The sequence below is a fragment of the Stutzerimonas sp. genome, assembly GCF_982611455.1.
This window is the reverse complement of the sequence record NZ_CEXBBO010000002.1, coordinates 51,546-70,697: the sequence shown is the minus strand read 5'-3', so window position 1 is coordinate 70,697 and position 19,152 is coordinate 51,546. Positions and strand designations below refer to the sequence as shown.

The window sequence follows — 19,152 nt, the reverse complement described above, 5'->3', positions numbered from 1 at the left end:
TTGATCGGCTTTTCAGTTTTTTTCGGGCAAAAAAAACCTCGAACTTCGTTGGGGGAGGGGGAAGTTCGAGGTCCAAATCCGGACCGCTAGGGCGAAGTCCAGATGATCTGCCAACACTTAACACAACAAGGAGCATCGAAGGGCTTCTACACCCTTCGTAGCCTAGGACCGGGGCTTCGGTCCATCAGTTCAATGCGAAGCGAGAAATATTTTCGCCGAGGCTTCAGGCCGCTCTAGCGCGGCCTGCTTTTATGACCGAGGCGCTGCTGCCAGCGCGCCTCGTAGAAGGATGCGAGCCATTTAATGTGCCCGGCATCCTGAACCGCATCTGCACATCGCTGACCTCAGTGCGCCTCGTCCCAGTTGTTGCCGACACCGGCCTCGACCAGCAGCGGCACGTCCAGCTGGGCGGCCTGACTCATCAACGGACAAATACGTTCACGGACCTGCTCGACCAGATCTTCACGCACTTCCAGCACCAATTCGTCGTGTACTTGCAGAATCACTCGCACATCCAGCCCGCTCTCCTGCAGCCAGTTGTCCACGCTGATCATGGCGCGCTTGATGATGTCCGCCGCGGTGCCCTGCATCGGCGCGTTGATCGCCGTACGTTCGGCCCCCTTTCGCATCGCGCCGTTCTTCGAATTGATCTCCGGCAGGTACAGCCGGCGCCCGAACAGGGTTTCGACATAGCCTTGCTCCGCCGCCTGGGTGCGGGTGCGCTCCATGTAGGCGAGCACGCCGGGATAGCGGGCAAAGTAACGGTCGATATAGGCCTGCGCCTCGCCGCGCGAAACATCGATCTGCTTGGCCAGGCCAAAGGCGCTCATGCCGTAGATCAAGCCGAAGTTGATCGCCTTGGCGCTGCGTCGCTGGTCATTGCTGACCTGGTCCAGCTCCACGCCGAACACCTCGGCGGCGGTGGCGCGGTGCACATCCAGATTGTTCTGGAAGGCGTAGAGCAACCCTTCGTCCTGCGCCAGGTGCGCCATGATGCGCAACTCGATCTGCGAATAGTCGGCCGCCAGTAACTTATAGCCCGGTGCCGCGACGAAGGCCTGGCGGATACGCCGGCCCTCGGCGGTACGGATCGGAATGTTCTGCAGGTTCGGGTCGCTGGAAGACAGCCGCCCTGTCGCCGTCACGGCTTGGTGATAGCTGGTGTGAATGCGGCCGGTGCGCGGGTTGATCTGTTGCGGCAACTTGTCGGTGTAGGTGCCCTTGAGCTTGCTCAAGGAGCGATGCTGTGTGATCACCTTGGGCAGCGGGTAGTCACGCTCGGCCAATTCGGCGAGCACGCTTTCGGCGGTGGACGGCTGCCCGCCCGCGGTCTTGGAAAGCACCGGGCAGCCGAGCTTTTCATAGAGAATCGCGCAGAGCTGCTTGGGCGAACCGAGATTGAATTCTTCACCGGCGATATCGTAGGCCTCACGCTCCAGTTCGATCAGCCGTTCGCCCAACTCGACACTTTGCAGCCCGAGCAGATTGGCATCCACCAACGCGCCGTTGCGCTCGATACGCGCCAACACCGGCACCAGCGGCATCTCGATCTCGTTCAGTACCTTGAGCAGAGAGGGCGTGGCTTCGAGCTTTTTCAGCAACGTCTGGTGCAGACGCAAGGTAACGTCGGCGTCTTCGGCAGCATAAGGCCCGGCCTGCTCGATGGCGATCTGGTCGAAGGTCAACTGCTTGGCGCCCTTGCCGGCGATGTCCTCGAAACGGATGGTGCCGCGGCCCAGATATTTCAGCGCCAGACTGTCCATGTCATGGCGCGTGGCGGTGGCGTCGAGCACGTAGGATTCGAGCATGGTGTCGAAGGTCATGCCGCGAATTTCAATGCCGTAGTGCATCAGCACGTTCATGTCATATTTGCCGTGCTGGCAGATCTTGCGCTTGGTCGAATCTTCCAGCAGCGGCTTCAGGGCAGCGAGCACCGCATCACGGTCGAGCTGCTGCGGCACGCCCATGTAGCTGTGGCACAGCGGTACGTACGCGGCTTTCCCCGTCTCGATCGCGAAGGAAACGCCCACCAGTTGCGCCTTCTGCGCATCGAGACTGGTGGTCTCGGTGTCGAAGGCAAAACAGTCGGCATTCTTCAGTTTGGCCAGCCAGGCGTCGAAGTCGCCCTGATCGAGAACGGTGTCGTATTCGGCTTCGGCCTGGATCGAACAGCCCTCCGGCTGTACCTCGCAATTCTCGCCGGCAGCCTTTGCTTCGCGCAGCAGTTCGTCGAGCCAGGCCTTGAACTCCAGCTCGCGGTACAACGCGATCAGCGCCTCGCGATGCGGTTCACCCGGCATCAGATCGCCGACCTCTACATCCAGCGGCACGTCGATCTTGATCGTCGCCAGCTCATAAGACATGAATGCCGCATCGCGATGCTCATCCAGCTTGGCACCCAGCGACTTCGCACCACGGATCGGCAGCGCCGCGACCTGATCCAGATTTTCGTAAAGTCCCTTGAGGCCTCCGGGGATGCCATTGAGCAGGCCACAGGCAGTCTTCTCGCCGACACCCGGCACGCCCGGGATGTTGTCGACCTTGTCGCCCATCAGCGCGAGGAAATCGATGATCAGCTCCGGGCCAACACCAAACTTGGTCCTGACGCCCTCAATGTCATAGACGCTGCCGGTCATGGTGTTGACCAGCGTCACGTGCGGGCAGACCAGCTGCGCCATATCCTTGTCACCGGTGGAGATGATCACGTCGCGCCCGAGCGCCGCGCATTGGCGCGCCAGGGTGCCGATCACGTCGTCGGCCTCCACGCCATCGACGCACAACAGCGGCATGCCGAGCGCTCGGACGCTGGCGTGCAGCGGCTCGACCTGGCCGCGCAAATCATCCGGCATCGGCGGGCGGTGGGATTTGTATTCGGCGAACAGTGTGTCGCGGAACGTGGGCCCTTTCGCATCGAAAACCACTGCAAACGGGCTGTCCGGATATTGCTTGCGCAGCGATAGCAACATGTTCAGCACACCCTTGACCGCGCCGGTGGGTTTACCGGTGGAGGTGGTCAGCGGCGGCAGGGCGTGGAAGGCGCGATAGAGGTAGGACGAACCGTCCACCAGAACGAGGGGCGCTTGGCTCATGAGCAGGATCAACCTTTTCGGCGGGCCCGCGGCTAGAATGCATCGGACCATCTGACGACAAAGGGGCAAGGTTATCATGCGAGCAGTCAAACCTCTGATGCTGGCCGGCCTGCTGGCGCTGGTGCCGCTGACCGGTTTCGCCCAAGAGTCGGTCGAGGGCGAACCCGACGTGACCATCCGCCAGGAAGGCGAGCGGACCGTCGAGGAATACCGAGTCAACGGCTTCCTCTATGCTGTGAAGATCATCCCCAAGACCGGCAAGCCATACTTTCTGGTACGCGCCGATGGCGACAGCAATTTCATCCGCGCCGATCGCCCGGACATGCTGATTCCGGCCTGGGAAATCTTCAGCTGGTAACGCAGCGCTAAACGTAACGGAAGGCACGTCATGTCTGTATTCACGCCTCTGCAACGCGAAGAGCTGGACGCCTTTCTCGCGCCCTATCAACTGGGGCGCTTACGCGACTTCGAAGGCATCGCCGCGGGCAGCGAGAACAGCAACTTCTTCGTCAGCCTGGAACAGGGCGAATATGTCCTGACGCTGGTCGAACGCGGCCCGACCCAGGATCTGCCGTTCTTCATCGAATTGCTCGATGTGCTGCACCGGGCCGGTCTGCCGGTGCCCTATGCATTGCGCACCGAGCGCGGCGAAGCCCTGCGCACCCTGGCGGAAAAACCCGCGCTGCTGCAGCCGCGGCTGCCGGGCAAACACGTCACTTCTCCTAACACCCACCACTGTGCCGAAGTGGGACGGCTGCTAGCGCGGCTGCATCTGGCGACCCGCGAGCACATCCTCGAACGCCGCAGCGATCGCGGCTTGGATTGGATGCAGGAAGAAGGCCCCAGCCTCGCCATGTCGCTGAGCGAAGACCAGCTGCCGCTGTTGCGCGATGGCCTCGCTGAAATCGCTGAGCTGAAACCAAAGATTCTGGCCTTGCCGCGGGCCAACCTGCACGCCGATCTGTTCCGCGACAACGTCCTGTTCGAGGGCAGCCACCTCACCGGCGTGATCGATTTCTACAATGCCTGCTCGGGGCCGATGCTCTACGACATCGCCATCACGGTTAACGACTGGTGCTCACACCCCAATGGCGAAATTGATGAAGATCGCAGTGAGGCGTTGCTGGCCGCTTATTCCGCCCTGCGCCGCTTCACCCCGGCCGAAGCCGAGCTGTGGAAGCCAATGCTGCGCGTCGCTTGTGTGCGTTTCTGGCTGTCGCGCCTTATCGCCGCACAGAATTTTGCCGGCCAGCGCGTATTGATCAAGGACCCGGAAGAATTTCGCCACCTGCTCAGCGCCCGCCAGCAGTTCCATAGCGGCTTGCCGTTCGCGTTTTAGGCGGGCCTGTCCGCACGCTGAACCCGACCAATGCCAGCACAACCATCACCTCGGTGGTGCTGGCCCTTTCCGTAGCGACCGTTTGCAGAATCTCTCTTGCGACGCGAAATCGATCGGCTCCGCTTGCTGTCGAAACCAATAGCAACGGCTGCGGCCACGAGGGCGGAGCGAGGAACCTTTTCCATGTCGTCAGCGTCAAGTAATCCCGCCGATGCTCGTCACCGCGGCTGGTAAGATGCCGGCCTCAGCCATCGGTTTTCTGTTGCGGATCGATTCCGTCTACAAGCATCGCCGTCCAAGGAGCTGGCACGACGCTTCCACACATGACCGTACAAACGCGCGCTGCCACCGACGCTGCGCTCACCATCCTGATGCACCTGACCTGCCTGGCCCGGTGGCATTGTTTTCAGGGAAACAAGAATGACCTCACGCTACGTAATCAATGCCTCCGTTAGTCCCAAGGGCAGCCTGGAAACGCTGTCTCAACGGGAAGTTCAGCAACTGAGCGAAGCCAGCTCGGGTAGCACCTATACGCTGTTCCGCCAGTGCGCCCTGGCGATCCTCAATACCGGCGCGCGCATCGACAACGCGAAGACCATTCTCGAGGCGTATGACGATTTCGAGGTTCGCATTCATCAGCAGGACCGTGGCGTGCGACTGGAGCTGCTCAACGCACCGGCCGACGCCTTCGTCGATGGCGAGATGATTGCCAGTACGCGGGAAATGCTCTTCAGCGCGTTGCGCGACATCGTCTACACCGAGAGCGAACTGGGCAGCCCGCGCATCGACCTGAGCAGTTCCCAGGGAATCACCGATTACGTCTTCCACCTGTTGCGCAACGCCCGCACGCTGCGGCCCGGCGCGGAACCGAACATGGTGGTCTGCTGGGGAGGGCATTCGATCAGCAGCGAGGAATACAAGTATGCCAAGCGGGTCGGCCACGAGCTGGGCCTGCGCAAACTGAACATCTGCACCGGCTGCGGCCCGGGTGTGATGAAAGGTCCGATGAAGGGCGCAACCATCGCCCATGCCAAGCAGCGCATCGTAGCCGGCCGCTACTTGGGTTTGACCGAGCCAGGCATCATTGCTGCCGAGGCACCGAACCCGATCGTCAACGAACTGGTGATCCTGCCGGATATCGAAAAGCGCCTGGAAGCCTTCGTGCGCGTCGGTCACGGCATCATCATCTTCCCCGGCGGCGTCGGCACGGCCGAGGAATTTCTCTACCTGCTGGGCATTCTGCTGCATCCGGACAATCGCGACGTGCCCTTCCCGGTCATCCTCACCGGCCCAGAAAGCGCCGCGCCTTATCTGCAGCAGCTGCGCGACTTCGTCGGTGCCACTCTCGGCGAAGAGGCCCAGCAGCACTACCAGATCGTCATCGACGATCCGGCCGAAGTGGCCCGCCAAATGGTCGAGGGGCTAAAAGCCGTCAAACAGTTCCGCCGCGAGCGCAACGATGCGTTCCATTTCAACTGGCTTCTCAAGATCGAAGAAGGCTTCCAACATCCCTTCGATCCGACCCACGAGAACATGGCGAACCTGCAACTGACCCGGGACGTGCCGCCGCATGAGCTCGCGGCGAATCTACGCCGCGCCTTTTCCGGCATCGTCGCGGGCAACGTGAAGGACAAGGGTATCCGGCGCATCGAGCAATACGGCCGCTACGAGATACATGGTGACGCGGCGATCATGAAGCCACTGGACAACTTACTGCAGGCCTTCGTCGAGCAGCACCGCATGAAGCTGCCAGGCGACAGACCATACGTGCCCTGCTATCGGGTGGTGACCTAAGAAACGGGGCGTGACTGTTCCGGCACTCGCCAAGACATCGGAACAATACGTAACCTAAGGCTTTGCGGTTCTGAGCGATGCGAAGCTTAGGCGGCAGATTTGTCGGGGGCGACAGCCACGGCTGCGCTCCCACAATGATGACGGCCTGACCGGCTACGTCATCTTGCCCGCTGGGAGGTCCGCTTCGAAATGTAATCGCAACATGTCAGCGACACAGAGCGAGTCCGAAGCGGCTCGTGGTGGAAAGGTCAGGGCGGTATGTATCGGAAGGTCTACCTATTGTTCGCTACCTGATCTAACGAAGCCAGCCGAGTCAAGAAGCAGAATATTGCTCTCTTTCTCTGCTAGTTAATGAACGGCGTCCAGCATCCCTTATTGCGAAGCATTGCACCAATCCAAGCTCGACTTTGAGAGCTACTGACATATCGGCGATATATCGAGGCTAAAGTGGCAGGAATTAGCTTTAGGTGTATTCCATAGCATTTTGTCGACCTTCGCGCTGCAGCCTGCATCTTCTATAAGAGAAATATTTCCATCACACATTAAAGCCACAGCATTTCCGTCTTTAATTTTAAATTGCAGTTGGTAGCCTGAAAAATACTCCAGAGCTCTAGGTTCATTGGCTGTCGCACGAACAATAATGTCATTCAGCGAAAGCCCTTCCACATCACCGAATTTCACTTCTCCATCTATAGCCTGCGCGATATCCTTTAGCTTAGAGGCATAATCAAACATTGATTCATCATTATAGGAAGCGCAATTAGCACAGCCTGCGACCAGAAACGAAAATAATATACCTGTAAGCAATTTCATGACGCGTCCCATGCTGTAAGACATCCATCAGGGGTCTCCCCTGTATCAAGGTTCCAGTTCAAAAAAGCGTCAACAGGTCCACCTTCAAATACCGCTTGAGCGGCAATCTCCCAGTAAGATCGGATGTTCGCTACCGCGCGATCGAAAACCTCCTCATAATTCATGAGCCCCCTAGGTGTATCAAGGTTATATATATAAGAGTGCTCGACCTCTTCAAGAGTCGGATAAGTCAAGCCTTGGTCAACCGCAACATGCCGGGCTAAGGCAAAGAGACGGTGTCCCTCATCGGCACTATCTACAACGGCTTGGAATGCGTTATGCCAGTCTGAGGTTTTAGGTACACTTTGAGAGACGCATTCGGGATACGTCTGAAGTAAGCTCTCTGTCCAAACTTGCCCAACTACTGAATTGAGTTTCGAGTCGTCATCAGGATCGCCACAAGTCCCTATATTCTCACGCACCCGATCCGCATATCCGACGCCGCCGAGTTTTAGCTTTGTTTCCCATATGAAGGCATCCTGGTTCATCTCGCATACTCGATGCGCCCTCTTGTTCTGCTCATACGGACCAACTCGACGCTCCACAACAGGATGGATGGTTATATCAGCGATCACGTGTCCGATATAGCCGCAAAGCCAGGCAAATGCTTTTTGTTTTTCAGCGCCTGAAGGCCGCTCTTTGACCTTAGTTATTAAAGCCTTGAGCATCTCTCCGGTTCGCTCGTAATGCATACAATCAGCCCATTGAGCTTGGCTAGGCGAAGTCACGGCAAGATAAGGATAGTCTGGACTAACACAACCAAGCTCGATGAACTTAATATTCTGGCTAATTATCCGCTTCGCTTCGCTTGGCATAGTCAAACGTGCCAAGGCTGTATTTTCGCTGGCACACTGAGCTGCCGTAATATGTGCAAATGCACCGGGCATATAATCATCCTTAACTACATAAGATTGGGTCAGAATATCCCACTCTACATTGAGGTAAAGCTTCAGTAAAAGCTTTTCGCGTTAAACCGTACGATTTGGTAGAAGTGGCGGAACACACTGAAACGGGGACAGGCTGGCAAAAAATAACTGCAGTTACTTAGCCGGCTGAACTAGACATTTAATAAGCGTCAAGCAGACTCTGTACAGATACCTGTTTGGTCGGAAGCGGTCAATATCCCAAGCAACCGCCGCCAACCCTCACCCGCACTTCGAATTCCCACAGTTCAAACATGTAGCGCAGCCGTCCATTTGCACCACAGCCTGGGTGCTGCATTTACTGCATAGCTGAGCGCCGGCGGGGAAGCCATCACCTGGTTCCAGCGCCGCAGCGCCTTGGCTGGCTTCATAGGCGGCGCGTTTTTCGGCCAGGTATTTACGTTGGGTTTCGTCCAGCGACTGGCCTTCCAGCATGCCGATGGCGATGAGGTGGCGTTCCAGTACGGCGCCGATTTCCGCGACGATGGAAGGCATGTAGATGCCGCCTTTCTTCAGATAACCACCGCGCGGGTCGAACACTGCTTTGAGTTCCTCGACCAGGAAGGTGCAGTCGCCCCCTTTGCGGAACACCGCAGACATGATCCGCGTGAGCGCGACGATCCATTGGAAGTCGTCCATGTTCTTCGAGTTGATGAAGATCTCGAACGGCCGACGCTGCTCATGGGGCGTGCCGGCATTGAGGACGACATCGTTCACGGTGACGAAGAGCGCGTGCTCGAACAGCGGCGACTTGATCCTGTAGGTCATGCCGACGAGGATTTCCGGGCGCTGAAGGCTTTCGTCCATCTGCATGACCGAGCCGGTTTTTTCCTCGACGACGGCGTGGCGTTCGAGTGCCTCGTCCACGACTTTGAACCCCTTGATGCGCTGCTCGATTTTGATTGCCATGCCCCTCTCCTGTTTCAACGGAGGGCCAGAAGACCCGTCGCTCAGCCTCCAGCGCTCTTATCGGCGTTTCAGTTCTTCAGTATTTGCCGTAATAGCCTTCCTTCAGCGCGTCGAACAGGTTGGCGGCGGTATTTACCTCGCCATCGTATTCGACCTCTTCATTGCCCTTGAGCTCGACCACGCTGCCGTCCTCGAGCGTGAAACGGTAAAGCGTGTTTGCCAGGTCCGCTTCTTTCACCAGCACGCCCTGGAACGCGGCGGGATTGAAGCGGAAGGTGGTGCAGCCCTTCAAGCCCTGACGCCAGGCGTAGCGGTAGATGTCCTTGAAGGCTTCGAAGGGATAGTCAGTGGGCACATTGGCCGTCTTGGATATGGATGAGTCGATCCATTTCTGTGCGGCGGCCTGAATGTCTACGTGCTGGGTCGGGCTGACGTCATCGGCGGTGATGAAATAGTCCGGCAGCTTGCGCCCCGGATCGTCGGCGCCCGGCTGCGCCCTGGCGTTGATCAGGCTGCGATAAGCCAAGAGCTCGTAGCTGAACACCTCGACCTTCTCTTTGGCCTTGCGCCCTGGGCGAATCAGATTGCGTGAGTAGTGATGGGCGAAGCTCGGCTCGATGCCGTTTGAGGCATTGTTGGCCAGGCTCAGGCTGATGGTGCCGGTGGGCGCGATGGAGCTGTGGTGGGTGAAGCGCGCACCCAGCTCGGCCAACTGTTCGGTCAGTTCGGGCGCGTACTCGGCGATCTTCTGCATGTAGCGTGAATACTTGGCGTGCAACACGCGCCCTGCGACCCGGTCGCCGATCTGGTAACCGTCTTCCCTCATTTCCGGTCGCTTGCGCAGCATCTCGGCGGTGACTTCGAAGGTTCCGGTCAACAGCGGCGCCGGCCCCTTTTCCATCGACAGCTCCAGCGCCTGTTCCCAGCCGACCAGCGCCATCTCCCGCGCGACTTCTTCGGTGAATACGCAGGCCTCGGCGCTGCCATAGCGCAGTTTGAGCAGCGTCAGGGCCGAACCCAGTCCAAGGAAGCCCATGCCGTGGCGCCGCTTGCTCTCGATCTCGTGGCGCTGCTGCGCCAGTGGCAGGCCGTTGATCTCCACCACGTTGTCCAGCATGCGAGTAAAGACGCGCACCACTTCACGATATTTATCCCAGTCGAAGCGGGCATCGGCGCCGAACGGATCGATAACGAAATGCGTGAGGTTGATCGAGCCCAGCAGGCAGGAGCCGTAGGGCGGCAGTGGTTGCTCGCCGCAGGGATTGGTCGCGCGGATCGCTTCGCACCACCAGTTGTTGCTCAGCTGATTGACCCGGTCGATGAGGATGAAGCCCGGCTCGGCGTAATCGTAAGTGGACACCATGATCATGTCCCACAGGTGCCGCGCCTTGACCCGTCCGTAGACCCGGCAAGCGACCAGACCATCTTCCCGGAAGATGTAACTCTCGTGCACGGGCCATTCGCGCCAGATCACCTGCTGCGGATCGTCCAGGTCCAGTTCGGTCTTTTCCTTCAGGTGCAGCGGGAAGATCAGCGGCCAGTCTTGGTCGGCTTCGACCGCTTGCATGAACTCATCGGTGATCAGCAGGCTCAGGTTGAATTGCCGCAGCCGGCCGTCTTCGCGTTTGGCGCGGATGAACTCGCGCACGTCCGGATGGCCGACGTCGAAGGTGCCCATCTGCGCGCCGCGACGGCCACCGGCAGAGCTGACGGTGAAGCACATCTTGTCGTAGATATCCATGAACGACAGCGGCCCGCTGGTATGCGCGCCGGCACCGGAAACGAAGGAGCCGCGCGGGCGCAGGGTGCTGAATTCGTAACCAATGCCGCAGCCGGCCTTGAGCGTCAGCCCGGCTTCGTGGACCTTGCCGAGGATGTCGTCCATCGAATCGCTGATGGTCCCGGAGACCGTGCAATTGATGGTGGATGTGGCGGGCTTGTAATCCTGCGCGCCGGCATTGGAAATGATCCGTCCGGCAGGAATGGCACCGTTGCGCAGCGCCCAGAGAAAGCGCTGATACCAGTGCTCGCGAGTCTCGCTGCTTTCGACGTCTGCGAGGGCGCGGGCGACCCGCCGCCAGGTGGCGTCGACGCTGTCGTCGACGGCGCTGCCGTCCTTGCGCGTCAGCCGGTATTTCTGCGCCCAGATGTCTTCGGATGCCGCCTGCAGGGCAATGTCTGAGATGGTTTCGTTAACTGCTGCGATGGGTCCGCCTGTCTTCGCCATGCGCTGCCAGTCCTAAGATCCATGGGTTTAACAACCATAGAACGTTTGGACTCGCAGACACAGGGTCGATATCAACCCGAGAGGCGTAAGAAGCGTGAACCTGGACAGACGGTCGCGTTATAGCAATTGTTCCTGTCGTACTACCGTTGCCGCCGGGCGCACCCGTGCGAAACCGAGTAGTTCGGCCAGCTTCGCGCTCTTTTCTTGCCATTCGTAAAACAAGCTTTCACCAAGCAGCACGTAATGCCAGGGCAGCTCCTGGCGGTGCTCGAATGGGAGTCCGTTGATCCGCTCGCACCAGGTGTGCGCGGCCTTCAGCTTGCGTTGCACATCGGGGTGATTGACATCCTTCTGGGCCTTGGTTTCCACCAGATAGATGGCTTTGGCCGTGCGCACCAGAAAGTCTGGGCAGTAGAACGCGGGTAAGCCATCCTGTCTGACATAACGCAGGCGGGCGAAGGTATGGCGGGTTTCGCTGATCTTGCAGAACGCCGCGATGCTCGCATCGCGACTGGCCCAGTGAATGAAGCTCTGCTCCAGGCCGCCATGGCGGGCTGACCAGCCCTGGCGCTCATAAATGCATTTGTTGACTGCCTGGGAATGTTTCTCCTGCATCGAGAGCTTCGCCACTTCGGACAAGTATCGATGCTTCACTTCCAGCTCGCCTTGCGGCTTGATCGTCTCCGCCTCGATCAAAGCCAAAGCAAATATGCGGGTGATGTGATCAAGTACGGGTTGCAATAGCAACAAGCGCCAATTCTCGTCTATCAGAGGCTCGAACGGTTCGCTAAATAACCTCTCCTCAATGTAGCTTTCGATCCAGCCAGCCAGTTCCGCGGTATTGAGCTGCAAATAAGGCTTGGCCATATGTTCGGCAATCTTGTTGCCTTTCGGCAACGGTTGGCTCAACGCTTGAGCGATGCGCCGAGTCAGTCGGGCAAGGAGGTCGTTGTAGCCTCCAACGTTCATTACCGCGCCATCCACCCGATAGTCGCCGAACAGCGTCTGCGTCTGCAGGTCGTGTGAGGTGAACATATCGTTCTTGCCAAGCATCTCTTTGAGCTGCCGCTGGCTCAGCTGGGTGAAGGGTTGCAAGGTGGCGATAGCTGGTGCCTGATGCTCTAGCCATTCCTCGGTGTCACGCAGAATGAACGGAATGCCGAAGTCATAGCGGCCATGGTCCTCACGCAGACCGACCGGCAACATGTCGCCAGTGCTGCTGGTGTTGTCGCTGCCTTCGCCGGTGCTTCCGGCCAGCCCCTCCAGCATCAGTTCGTTGTAGAACGCCTGGAAAGCAGGATGCTCGATGATGGTAAGGACATCGATCAGGCTGTCGGGCTCCTGCCCCGCCTTGAGTCGCGCGCGGTTCTCCGCCTTGATATCGGCGTATTCCGGATCGCGCCACATCAGCCGCAGGCCCCGCCCGATGGTTTGCTCCAAGAGAATCTGCGCTTGGCTCGAACGCAGCGGCACGATCACACAGATATTGTTGACGTCGAAGCCTTCACGCAGCATCAGCACGCTGACGATCACCCGCGGATTGGCATGAGCGTCGACGTTGAACAGCCGCTCGCGTACCGGCGCCCACTGCTTTTCGCCCAACTCGGCCTTCTTGCCCGAGTCGATGGTCATGACCTCGTCTTCGCCCAGCCCTTCGTCCAACAGGAACTGCGCCACCAGCGGCGAAACCTTAGTGTCCTCGCAAACGACCAGCATCTTCGGGTGGCGCTCGGGAGCGATGGTCGCAAAATCGGTTTCCAGCTTGCGCAGCTTTTGCAGGCCCGCGCGCAGCATCACCCGTTGGCCTTCGCCGAGAACTGGGTTGCCATCGGCGTCACGCTCGGCCTTGAACTCCAGCGGCAGTGCGCCGATTTCCTTTCGCCGGTCAAGTACTAACGACTTCACCAGTCCGGCGGACATAGCGGTTTTCAGATCGAAATCAGTGATGATGTGGGGGAAATACAGCTTGCGCTTGTTCTTGCCGCTGCCAACATCGTTGTAAGGGGTGGCGGAAAAATCTACCTGCACGAAGCGCCGCCCCTTGCTCTCGGCGATCAGGCTCAAGCTTTTCTGCCATTCCACTTCGGTGACTTCACCTTCGCGCTTGAACTCGTGTATATGGTGCGCTTCATCGTTGAATACCAGCAGATCGGGCAAGCCAGCCAGATATTCGAGCACGTCGCCGCGGCCATAGCGTCGATCGAGCATATCCAGGCTGTTGCCAGCAGATCTGCCCGGCTGCAATGGCAGCAATCCAGCGATGACATCCTGTGGATCGGCGAGCGTGCCCGGCGCGCTCATTTCGTAGTCATCGTCGTCTTCAGAGACATCGCTTAACAAATGCCAGTTGGTAATCGCAATTAGGCCATTGCCAGTGGCCTTCAAGCCGATCTCATTCTTCGTGCAGCTGTTGTTGCGTACAAAGCCGAATACCTGCTCACGCCGGGCTTCTGGAATGAACAGCTCGGCATAGCGCGCCACATCGGAACTGGCGAAAACGCGCTGGCCGCGTACTTCCTTGCCAAGGAAGGCTTCCAGCAGACGCTCATAAACGATCAGTCCCGGCGCCACGATCAGGAAATGACGGGTAAAACGTGGGTCATCAACATCCGCCTCCAGCGCCGCCGTCTTGTTCAGCAGTTGCCAGACCAGAAGCGCCTGCAATACCCAGGTCTTACCGGTGCCGGTGGCCATTTTCAGGCAGTACTTGGGGTGGGCATGTTTGGCCTGGCTGACCTCGTTCAGCCGCTTGCTTGTCAGCAACGCATCCGGGGCCACTTGCCGATACAGATCCATCAGCGTGGCGCAACCGAGCACTTCGTGGGCAACGATGGCGTTGAGAATCGCCTGGCGCTGGCCTGGATGAAAATTCACACCATTACGCGAGGCGACCATTTCCGAGCCGAACCACCAAGTCAGCAGTTCGGCAGTGGTCGGTGTAACCAGTTCGAAGATATCCGCCGTACCCTCTTCCAGCCCAATACACAGGGCATTGGTACGGGCGGTCAGGGCATCGGAGAGTTGCAGCTGTTCGCGCTCGTTGCTGGCGAGTTCGCTCATTGCACGCCCTCCACGCCGACATTGACCGCTACTTCAGCCTCGAAGCCGAACACATCCACCGCCCGGACGCAGACCCGGCGCGGACCCGTCTTGGCCGGAACGTTCAGCACGGCCTGGGCCACCACCCGTAAAGGATCGCCGTCGTTATCCGCATTGCCGCGATAATCCTGCCATACCGAACGGAACACCTGGCCATCGTAGTCCGGGTCCACCGCCCAGTACTCGATCAATGCCAGCGGTTCCTTGTTTATCACCGCCTGCAATTTGGCCCGGTTGGCATCGTCGAGATTGATCGCTTCCGGCGACAGCAGCACGTAATTGGCTAGATCGACCGTCAGCGTTTCCTGCTGTCCATCGGCGCTACGCAGTCTGCGCACCGGTTTTATCTTCAGGTATTGCAGGCTGGCGAAGCGCACCGTGCCGCGCAGCTTTTCCAGGCTGCCCTTCTTCTTCAAGCGGTCGAGTAGATCCGGCGGTATCACCAATACTTCGAGGCTGGGATCATTGAACGCAGCGATGCTTTCGCCGATATTCGACTCGAAGTTCCAGCCCAGTACCACCACCTTGTCCCAGCCACCGAGCAGGCTGTCGCGTTGGGCCAGGGCCTTCTTCAAGGTGGCCGCCCCGGTCAGCTTGTTCGGTGAGTCGGCATAAACGAGGGTACGCACGCCACCGCCCGAGACGCTGCCGAGGTTGCGTGTGGGGTTTTCCTGCTCGGCCAACGGCAGGGCGCCATACAGCGACAATACGATCTGCGACAGGTCGCCGATACGGAAGCTGCGGCCCAGAGAGTTCTTCGCCGATTCGACGTGGTAGTCGCCGATGGCTTGGTAGAAGAATGGCTGTGCGTTCTGATCGATCAGCCGCTTGCGCATAATCATGCAGGCCGGTTTACCCAGGTCACTGGTGATCCAGCGGCGGCCCAGCCTCTCGGCCACGGCAGCGGTTGTACCAGACCCGCCGAAAAAATCGGCGACCAGGCCGTTTTCGGGGCAGGAAGCTTGGATTATTCGTTCGAGGAGTTTTGCGGGCTTTTGGGTAGCGTACTCAACTCGCTCATCTGCCATAGCGTTTATTTCGGAGATGTCAGTCCAGATATCCCCAAGAGCTTCTCCTTTTTCTTCGTCCAAGAACCGGATTAAGCGCCGTTTGCCCGTACTGGTCCTATAAATTTTACCTTGCGCTTCAAATGTGGCAATTGATGTATCAGAGTAATCTCCCAGGTCACAGTCTCTGAAAAGGCGCCCGTTGGCATCTGGTCGGAACTTAGCTCTGATGAACTCCGCGTCATACGGTTTGTAAACGTTATACCAAGAATACGTTTCGCCTTTTGAATAGAAGAACAGTGACTCTGAGTTTCTAGCAAATTGCTTACCGGTAGCCTTTGCGCCCCTTACTGGTTGTCGTTTCCACCGTATTTCGTTTCTGAAACAACCTTTCCCAAATACGTCATCCATTACCAGCTTGACGTAATGCCCCACATGCCAATCCAGATGCACATAGATCGAGCCGCTATCGCTCAGCAGCTCGCGCATTAGAATCAGCCGTGGTGTGATCATTTCTAGATAGGAGGCGGTACCGTCGCTCCAAGTATCCGAATAGGCGAACTGTTCGATTACCGTAGGTTTCTGTTCAAGCTCCACACCCGGCAGAGAGACTTTAGTGCGGTAGTCGGCCTTGGAGTCGAACGGCGGGTCGATATAGATCAGGTCGAGCTTGCCGCGCATGCTGGTCAACCCGGTGGCTTCATCGCCGGCGAGCAATGCAGCCATGGCTAGCAGGTTGTCGCCATAGATCAGCCGGTTGCGCCAGGGCATTTCCGCTTCACCATCTCCGCGCGATGGCTGCACCCCACTTGGCAGCCCGCCCTGCATCGAGGCCAGCGCTTGCTGGCGCAGATTGCCGGCAATCCAGTCCGTGGTCTTGCTGTCCTTCGACGGCAAGACCCATTCGCGGGTTTGTAAACCCACCCGGTGGCGCCCTTCCAAGCTCTCAAGAATTTTTACTGCAACCTGCCGCCCGCGGGCGACGATTTCGGGGAGTTGCTCCAGCAAGGATCTGGCCATGAGGTGGTACTGCATCCATTGAAACGAAAATTCAACGGATACTGAACCAAAACTAAACCACAGTTCAATCATGGACCTAACTTTCGGTTCCATGAACGAAAAAGCCCTTTTTGCCGAACGCCTGAAAGCCGCCATGCTCGATGCCGGCTATGAAGCCCGCCCCGGCGTGTTGGAAAAGCAATTCAATTCACGCTACTGGGGGCGCTCGGTTAGTTTCCAAGCAGCGCGCTCTTGGCTGACCGGCCGGTCGATGCCCGAGCAGGACAAGCTGCAGGTGCTAGCCGAATGGCTACGAGTAGAACCACATGTATTGCGCTTCGGCGAGAGGGCCTCCCTACGCATCCAAGAAACCCGCAGCCGCTGGGATCAAGCTTTGATCGGAGAGGAGCGAGAAGTGATGCAGGCCTATCTGGACCTGCCGGCCGAACAACGCAAGATCATTCGCGAAGTGATCATGGCTTTTACCAAGAGCAGAGAAGCTCAGCCACAGAAGTGAAGGGCTTAGGTCGCCGGATCGCCGCGATGGATAGATAGCCGGAGCAGCGGAGGCATCGAGCCCACTCCGCGCAAAAATTTATGAGCCTATTTTGTCGGATTGCCTTTATTAGAGCGATTCGAGGCATTCGGCGAGTGTCGTACCGAGGCCTTCTACCAAACGCTCATAGCCACGCGCATCGGCTTCGATGGTATTGCCCATGGCATCGAGTTCGGCCAGCTTCACCGGCAATCCGCGACTCAGCGTGTCGGCCAGGCGTGGGCGGCTCGGTGGCTCATAGAACACACAGCTGGGGCCGGCCTGTTGCAGGCGCTCGCGCATAGCGGCGACGTGTCGCGCGCCCGGCTGAGTCTCGCCGCCAGCGCTGAATGCGCCCGTGTGTTCGAGGCCATAGGCGGTCTCGAAATAGTCGTAGGCTTCATGGAAAACGAAAAATGGCTTGTCGGACACCGCAGCCAGACGAGTTTGCAGACGCTGGTCGAGCGCGTCCAGGCGTGCCTTGAACGCGGCGAGATTGGCCTGGTAGCGCTGGGCGTTCGTCGGATCGAGCACGGCGAGATCGCCAGCCATCTGCTCGGCAATTACCAGGGCATTGGCCGGCAGCAGCCAGAGGTGCGCATCAAGGCTGCCCGGACGATGATCGTGATCATGCTCTGCGTGCTCATCATGGCCGGCATGCTCTGCATGACCGTCATGGCTTTCACTGTGGTGATCGTGCTCGTCGTGGCTGTCACCGAAGTGGCGCAAGGTCAGGCCCGGCAGTGATTGCAGCACAACCTTCGGCCCGTCGCGGCCCTTGAGCACCGGGGCCAGAAAGCCTTCCATATCCGGGCCGATCCAATAAAACAGGTCGGCGCCGCGCACGTGCCGGACATCCGACGGACGCAACGCGTAATGATGGGCGGACGCCCCGGCGGGCAGCAGCACGGCCGGCGTGTCGACACCCTCCTGCACCGCCGCCGCTATCAATTGCAGCGGCTTGATGCTGGTCAGCAAATCGACCTCGGCACGGGCCGGGGCACTGGAGAACAAGGATATGGTCAGAAGCAGTGGCGATGAAAAAAGACGGTACACGGGCAACACTCGACTGGACTGAATAGGTAACATAATAACGTCTCTCCACAACCTCGTCTCTGCATATGCCCAAGACTCCGCTGGCCTATACGCCACACGATCATGATCACTGCGTCAGTCATGCACTGGCCGAAGCCGACACGCTCTGCGCGCGTTCCGGCGTGCGCCTTACCGCACTACGCAAACGCGTGCTGGAGCTGGTCTGGCAAAGTCACAAGCCACTCGGCGCCTACGACATCCTCGGCGAGCTGACCGAGCAGGATGGCCGTCGCGCCGCGCCGCCGACCGTCTATCGGGCGTTGGATTTCCTGTTGGAAAACGGCTTAGTGCATCGGATCGCATCGCTCAACGCCTTCATCGGTTGCAACCATCCGGAACACCCACATCAGGGACAATTCTTGATCTGTCGCAATTGCCACACCGCCATCGAGCTGGAACATGCAGCCATCAGCGATGCGATCACGACCGCGGCGGCCAGCGTCGATTTCAGCGTCGAAGGCCAGACGGTCGAAGTGGTTGGCCTTTGCGCGCCGTGCCGGAGCGCCGCATGAGCGAAGCGCTGATCCGTCTGGATGACGTCCACGTGCGGTTTGCCAAGCAGGCCGTGCTCGAAGGCGCTCAGTTGCAGGTGCATCGCGGCGAAATCGTTACCCTGATCGGTCCCAACGGCGCGGGCAAAACTACGCTGGTACGCGCCGTGCTCGGCCTGCTTCAGCCCGACAGCGGCACGGTCTGGCGCAAACCCAAACTGCGCGTTGGCTATATGCCGCAGAAGCTCCACGTCGACCCTACGTTGCCGCTGTCGGTGCTGCGTTTTTTGCGTCTGGTGCCCAAAGTGGACCGCGCCAGCGCTCTGACCGCGCTGGCCGAAGTTGGCGCCGAGCACGTTATCGACAGCCCGTTGCAGACTGTCTCTGGCGGTGAAATGCAGCGTGTGCTGCTCGCGCGGGCGTTACTGCGCAAGCCCGAGTTGCTGGTGCTGGACGAACCGGTGCAAGGCGTCGATGTATCCGGCCAGGCCGAACTCTATCGGCTGATCGGCCGTCTGCGGGATCGCTATGGCTGCGGTGTGCTGATGGTTTCTCATGATCTGCATCTGGTCATGAGCGCCACCGATCAGGTCGTTTGCCTGAATCGTCATGTCTGCTGTTCGGGCCACCCGGAGCAAGTCAGCAACGATCCGGCCTTCGTCGAACTGTTCGGCCAGGATGCCCGCAGCCTGGCGATCTACCACCACCAGCACGACCACAGCCACGACCTGCACGGTAGCGTGGTCACCGACAAAACCCATGTCCATGGCCCGAATTGCAAACATTGATCAAC

14 protein-coding genes are annotated in these 19,152 nt (G+C 58.9%); 6 read left to right on the top strand and 8 right to left on the bottom strand.

The annotated features are described in order from the left end of the window. Nucleotides 1-344: 344 nt before the first annotated feature. Complete coding sequence (polA, locus tag AC2LD7_RS01570) at nt 345-3,089, bottom strand: DNA polymerase I (RefSeq protein ID WP_484596105.1); 2,745 nt, start codon at nt 3,087-3,089, stop codon at nt 345-347. Nucleotides 3,090-3,165: 76 nt separating this feature from the next. On the opposite strand from polA, the gene AC2LD7_RS01565 reads away from it, so the two are divergent. From AC2LD7_RS01565 to ppnN, 3 genes are all read left to right on the top strand, one after another. After that, nucleotides 3,166-3,447 (top strand): DUF2782 domain-containing protein, encoded by a 282-nt coding sequence (locus tag AC2LD7_RS01565; protein WP_484596104.1) that lies wholly within the window; start codon nt 3,166-3,168, stop codon nt 3,445-3,447. Nucleotides 3,448-3,477: 30 nt separating this feature from the next. Then, on the top strand, nt 3,478-4,428 hold the full coding sequence (locus AC2LD7_RS01560) for a homoserine kinase (protein ID WP_484596103.1): 951 nt from the start codon (nt 3,478-3,480) through the stop codon (nt 4,426-4,428). Between the two features lie 420 nt (nt 4,429-4,848). Further along, entirely contained in the window at nt 4,849-6,222 is a 1,374-nt protein-coding gene (gene ppnN, locus AC2LD7_RS01555; protein WP_484596102.1) for a nucleotide 5'-monophosphate nucleosidase PpnN, read from the top strand. A 414-nt stretch (nt 6,223-6,636) separates the two neighbouring features. On the opposite strand, the gene AC2LD7_RS01550 is transcribed toward ppnN, so the two are convergent. The 6 genes from AC2LD7_RS01550 to AC2LD7_RS01525 all read right to left on the bottom strand — a co-directional run bounded on the left by AC2LD7_RS01550 (nt 6,637) and on the right by AC2LD7_RS01525 (nt 16,331). After that, nucleotides 6,637-7,035 (bottom strand): hypothetical protein, encoded by a 399-nt coding sequence (locus AC2LD7_RS01550; protein ID WP_484596101.1) that lies wholly within the window; start codon nt 7,033-7,035, stop codon nt 6,637-6,639. After that, nucleotides 7,032-7,961, bottom strand: coding sequence for a zinc dependent phospholipase C family protein (locus AC2LD7_RS01545; RefSeq protein ID WP_484596100.1), 930 nt, complete (start codon nt 7,959-7,961; stop codon nt 7,032-7,034). Before AC2LD7_RS01545 ends, AC2LD7_RS01550 begins: the two co-directional genes overlap by 4 nt. A gap of 258 nt (nt 7,962-8,219) precedes the next feature. Further along, nucleotides 8,220-8,906 (bottom strand): TSCPD domain-containing protein, encoded by a 687-nt coding sequence (locus tag AC2LD7_RS01540; RefSeq protein ID WP_484596099.1) that lies wholly within the window; start codon nt 8,904-8,906, stop codon nt 8,220-8,222. Between the two features lie 76 nt (nt 8,907-8,982). Continuing rightward, on the bottom strand, nt 8,983-11,133 hold the full coding sequence (locus AC2LD7_RS01535; protein ID WP_484596098.1) for an adenosylcobalamin-dependent ribonucleoside-diphosphate reductase: 2,151 nt from the start codon (nt 11,131-11,133) through the stop codon (nt 8,983-8,985). A gap of 117 nt (nt 11,134-11,250) precedes the next feature. Next, nucleotides 11,251-14,193 (bottom strand): DEAD/DEAH box helicase, encoded by a 2,943-nt coding sequence (locus AC2LD7_RS01530; protein ID WP_484596097.1) that lies wholly within the window; start codon nt 14,191-14,193, stop codon nt 11,251-11,253. Further along, nucleotides 14,190-16,331: a site-specific DNA-methyltransferase gene (locus AC2LD7_RS01525; RefSeq protein ID WP_484596096.1), complete on the bottom strand. Its 2,142-nt coding sequence runs from the start codon at nt 16,329-16,331 to the stop codon at nt 14,190-14,192. Before AC2LD7_RS01525 ends, AC2LD7_RS01530 begins: the two co-directional genes overlap by 4 nt. Nucleotides 16,332-16,350: 19 nt before the next feature. Here AC2LD7_RS01525 and AC2LD7_RS01520 point away from each other — a divergent pair, with 19 nt between their 5' ends. Continuing rightward, on the top strand, nt 16,351-16,755 hold the full coding sequence (locus AC2LD7_RS01520; RefSeq protein WP_484596095.1) for a transcriptional regulator: 405 nt from the start codon (nt 16,351-16,353) through the stop codon (nt 16,753-16,755). A gap of 108 nt (nt 16,756-16,863) precedes the next feature. Here the strand turns inward: AC2LD7_RS01520 and znuA are convergent, their stop codons facing one another. Further along, nucleotides 16,864-17,829 (bottom strand): zinc ABC transporter substrate-binding protein ZnuA, encoded by a 966-nt coding sequence (gene znuA / locus AC2LD7_RS01515; protein WP_484596094.1) that lies wholly within the window; start codon nt 17,827-17,829, stop codon nt 16,864-16,866. A gap of 65 nt (nt 17,830-17,894) precedes the next feature. Here znuA and zur point away from each other — a divergent pair, with 65 nt between their 5' ends. Next, nucleotides 17,895-18,380, top strand: a complete 486-nt coding sequence (gene zur / locus AC2LD7_RS01510; protein WP_484596093.1) for a zinc uptake transcriptional repressor Zur — start codon at nt 17,895-17,897, stop codon at nt 18,378-18,380. After that, entirely contained in the window at nt 18,377-19,147 is a 771-nt protein-coding gene (gene znuC, locus AC2LD7_RS01505; protein WP_484596092.1) for a zinc ABC transporter ATP-binding protein ZnuC, read from the top strand. The genes zur and znuC overlap by 4 nt, the downstream gene beginning before the upstream one ends. Nucleotides 19,148-19,152: the final 5 nt, after the last annotated feature.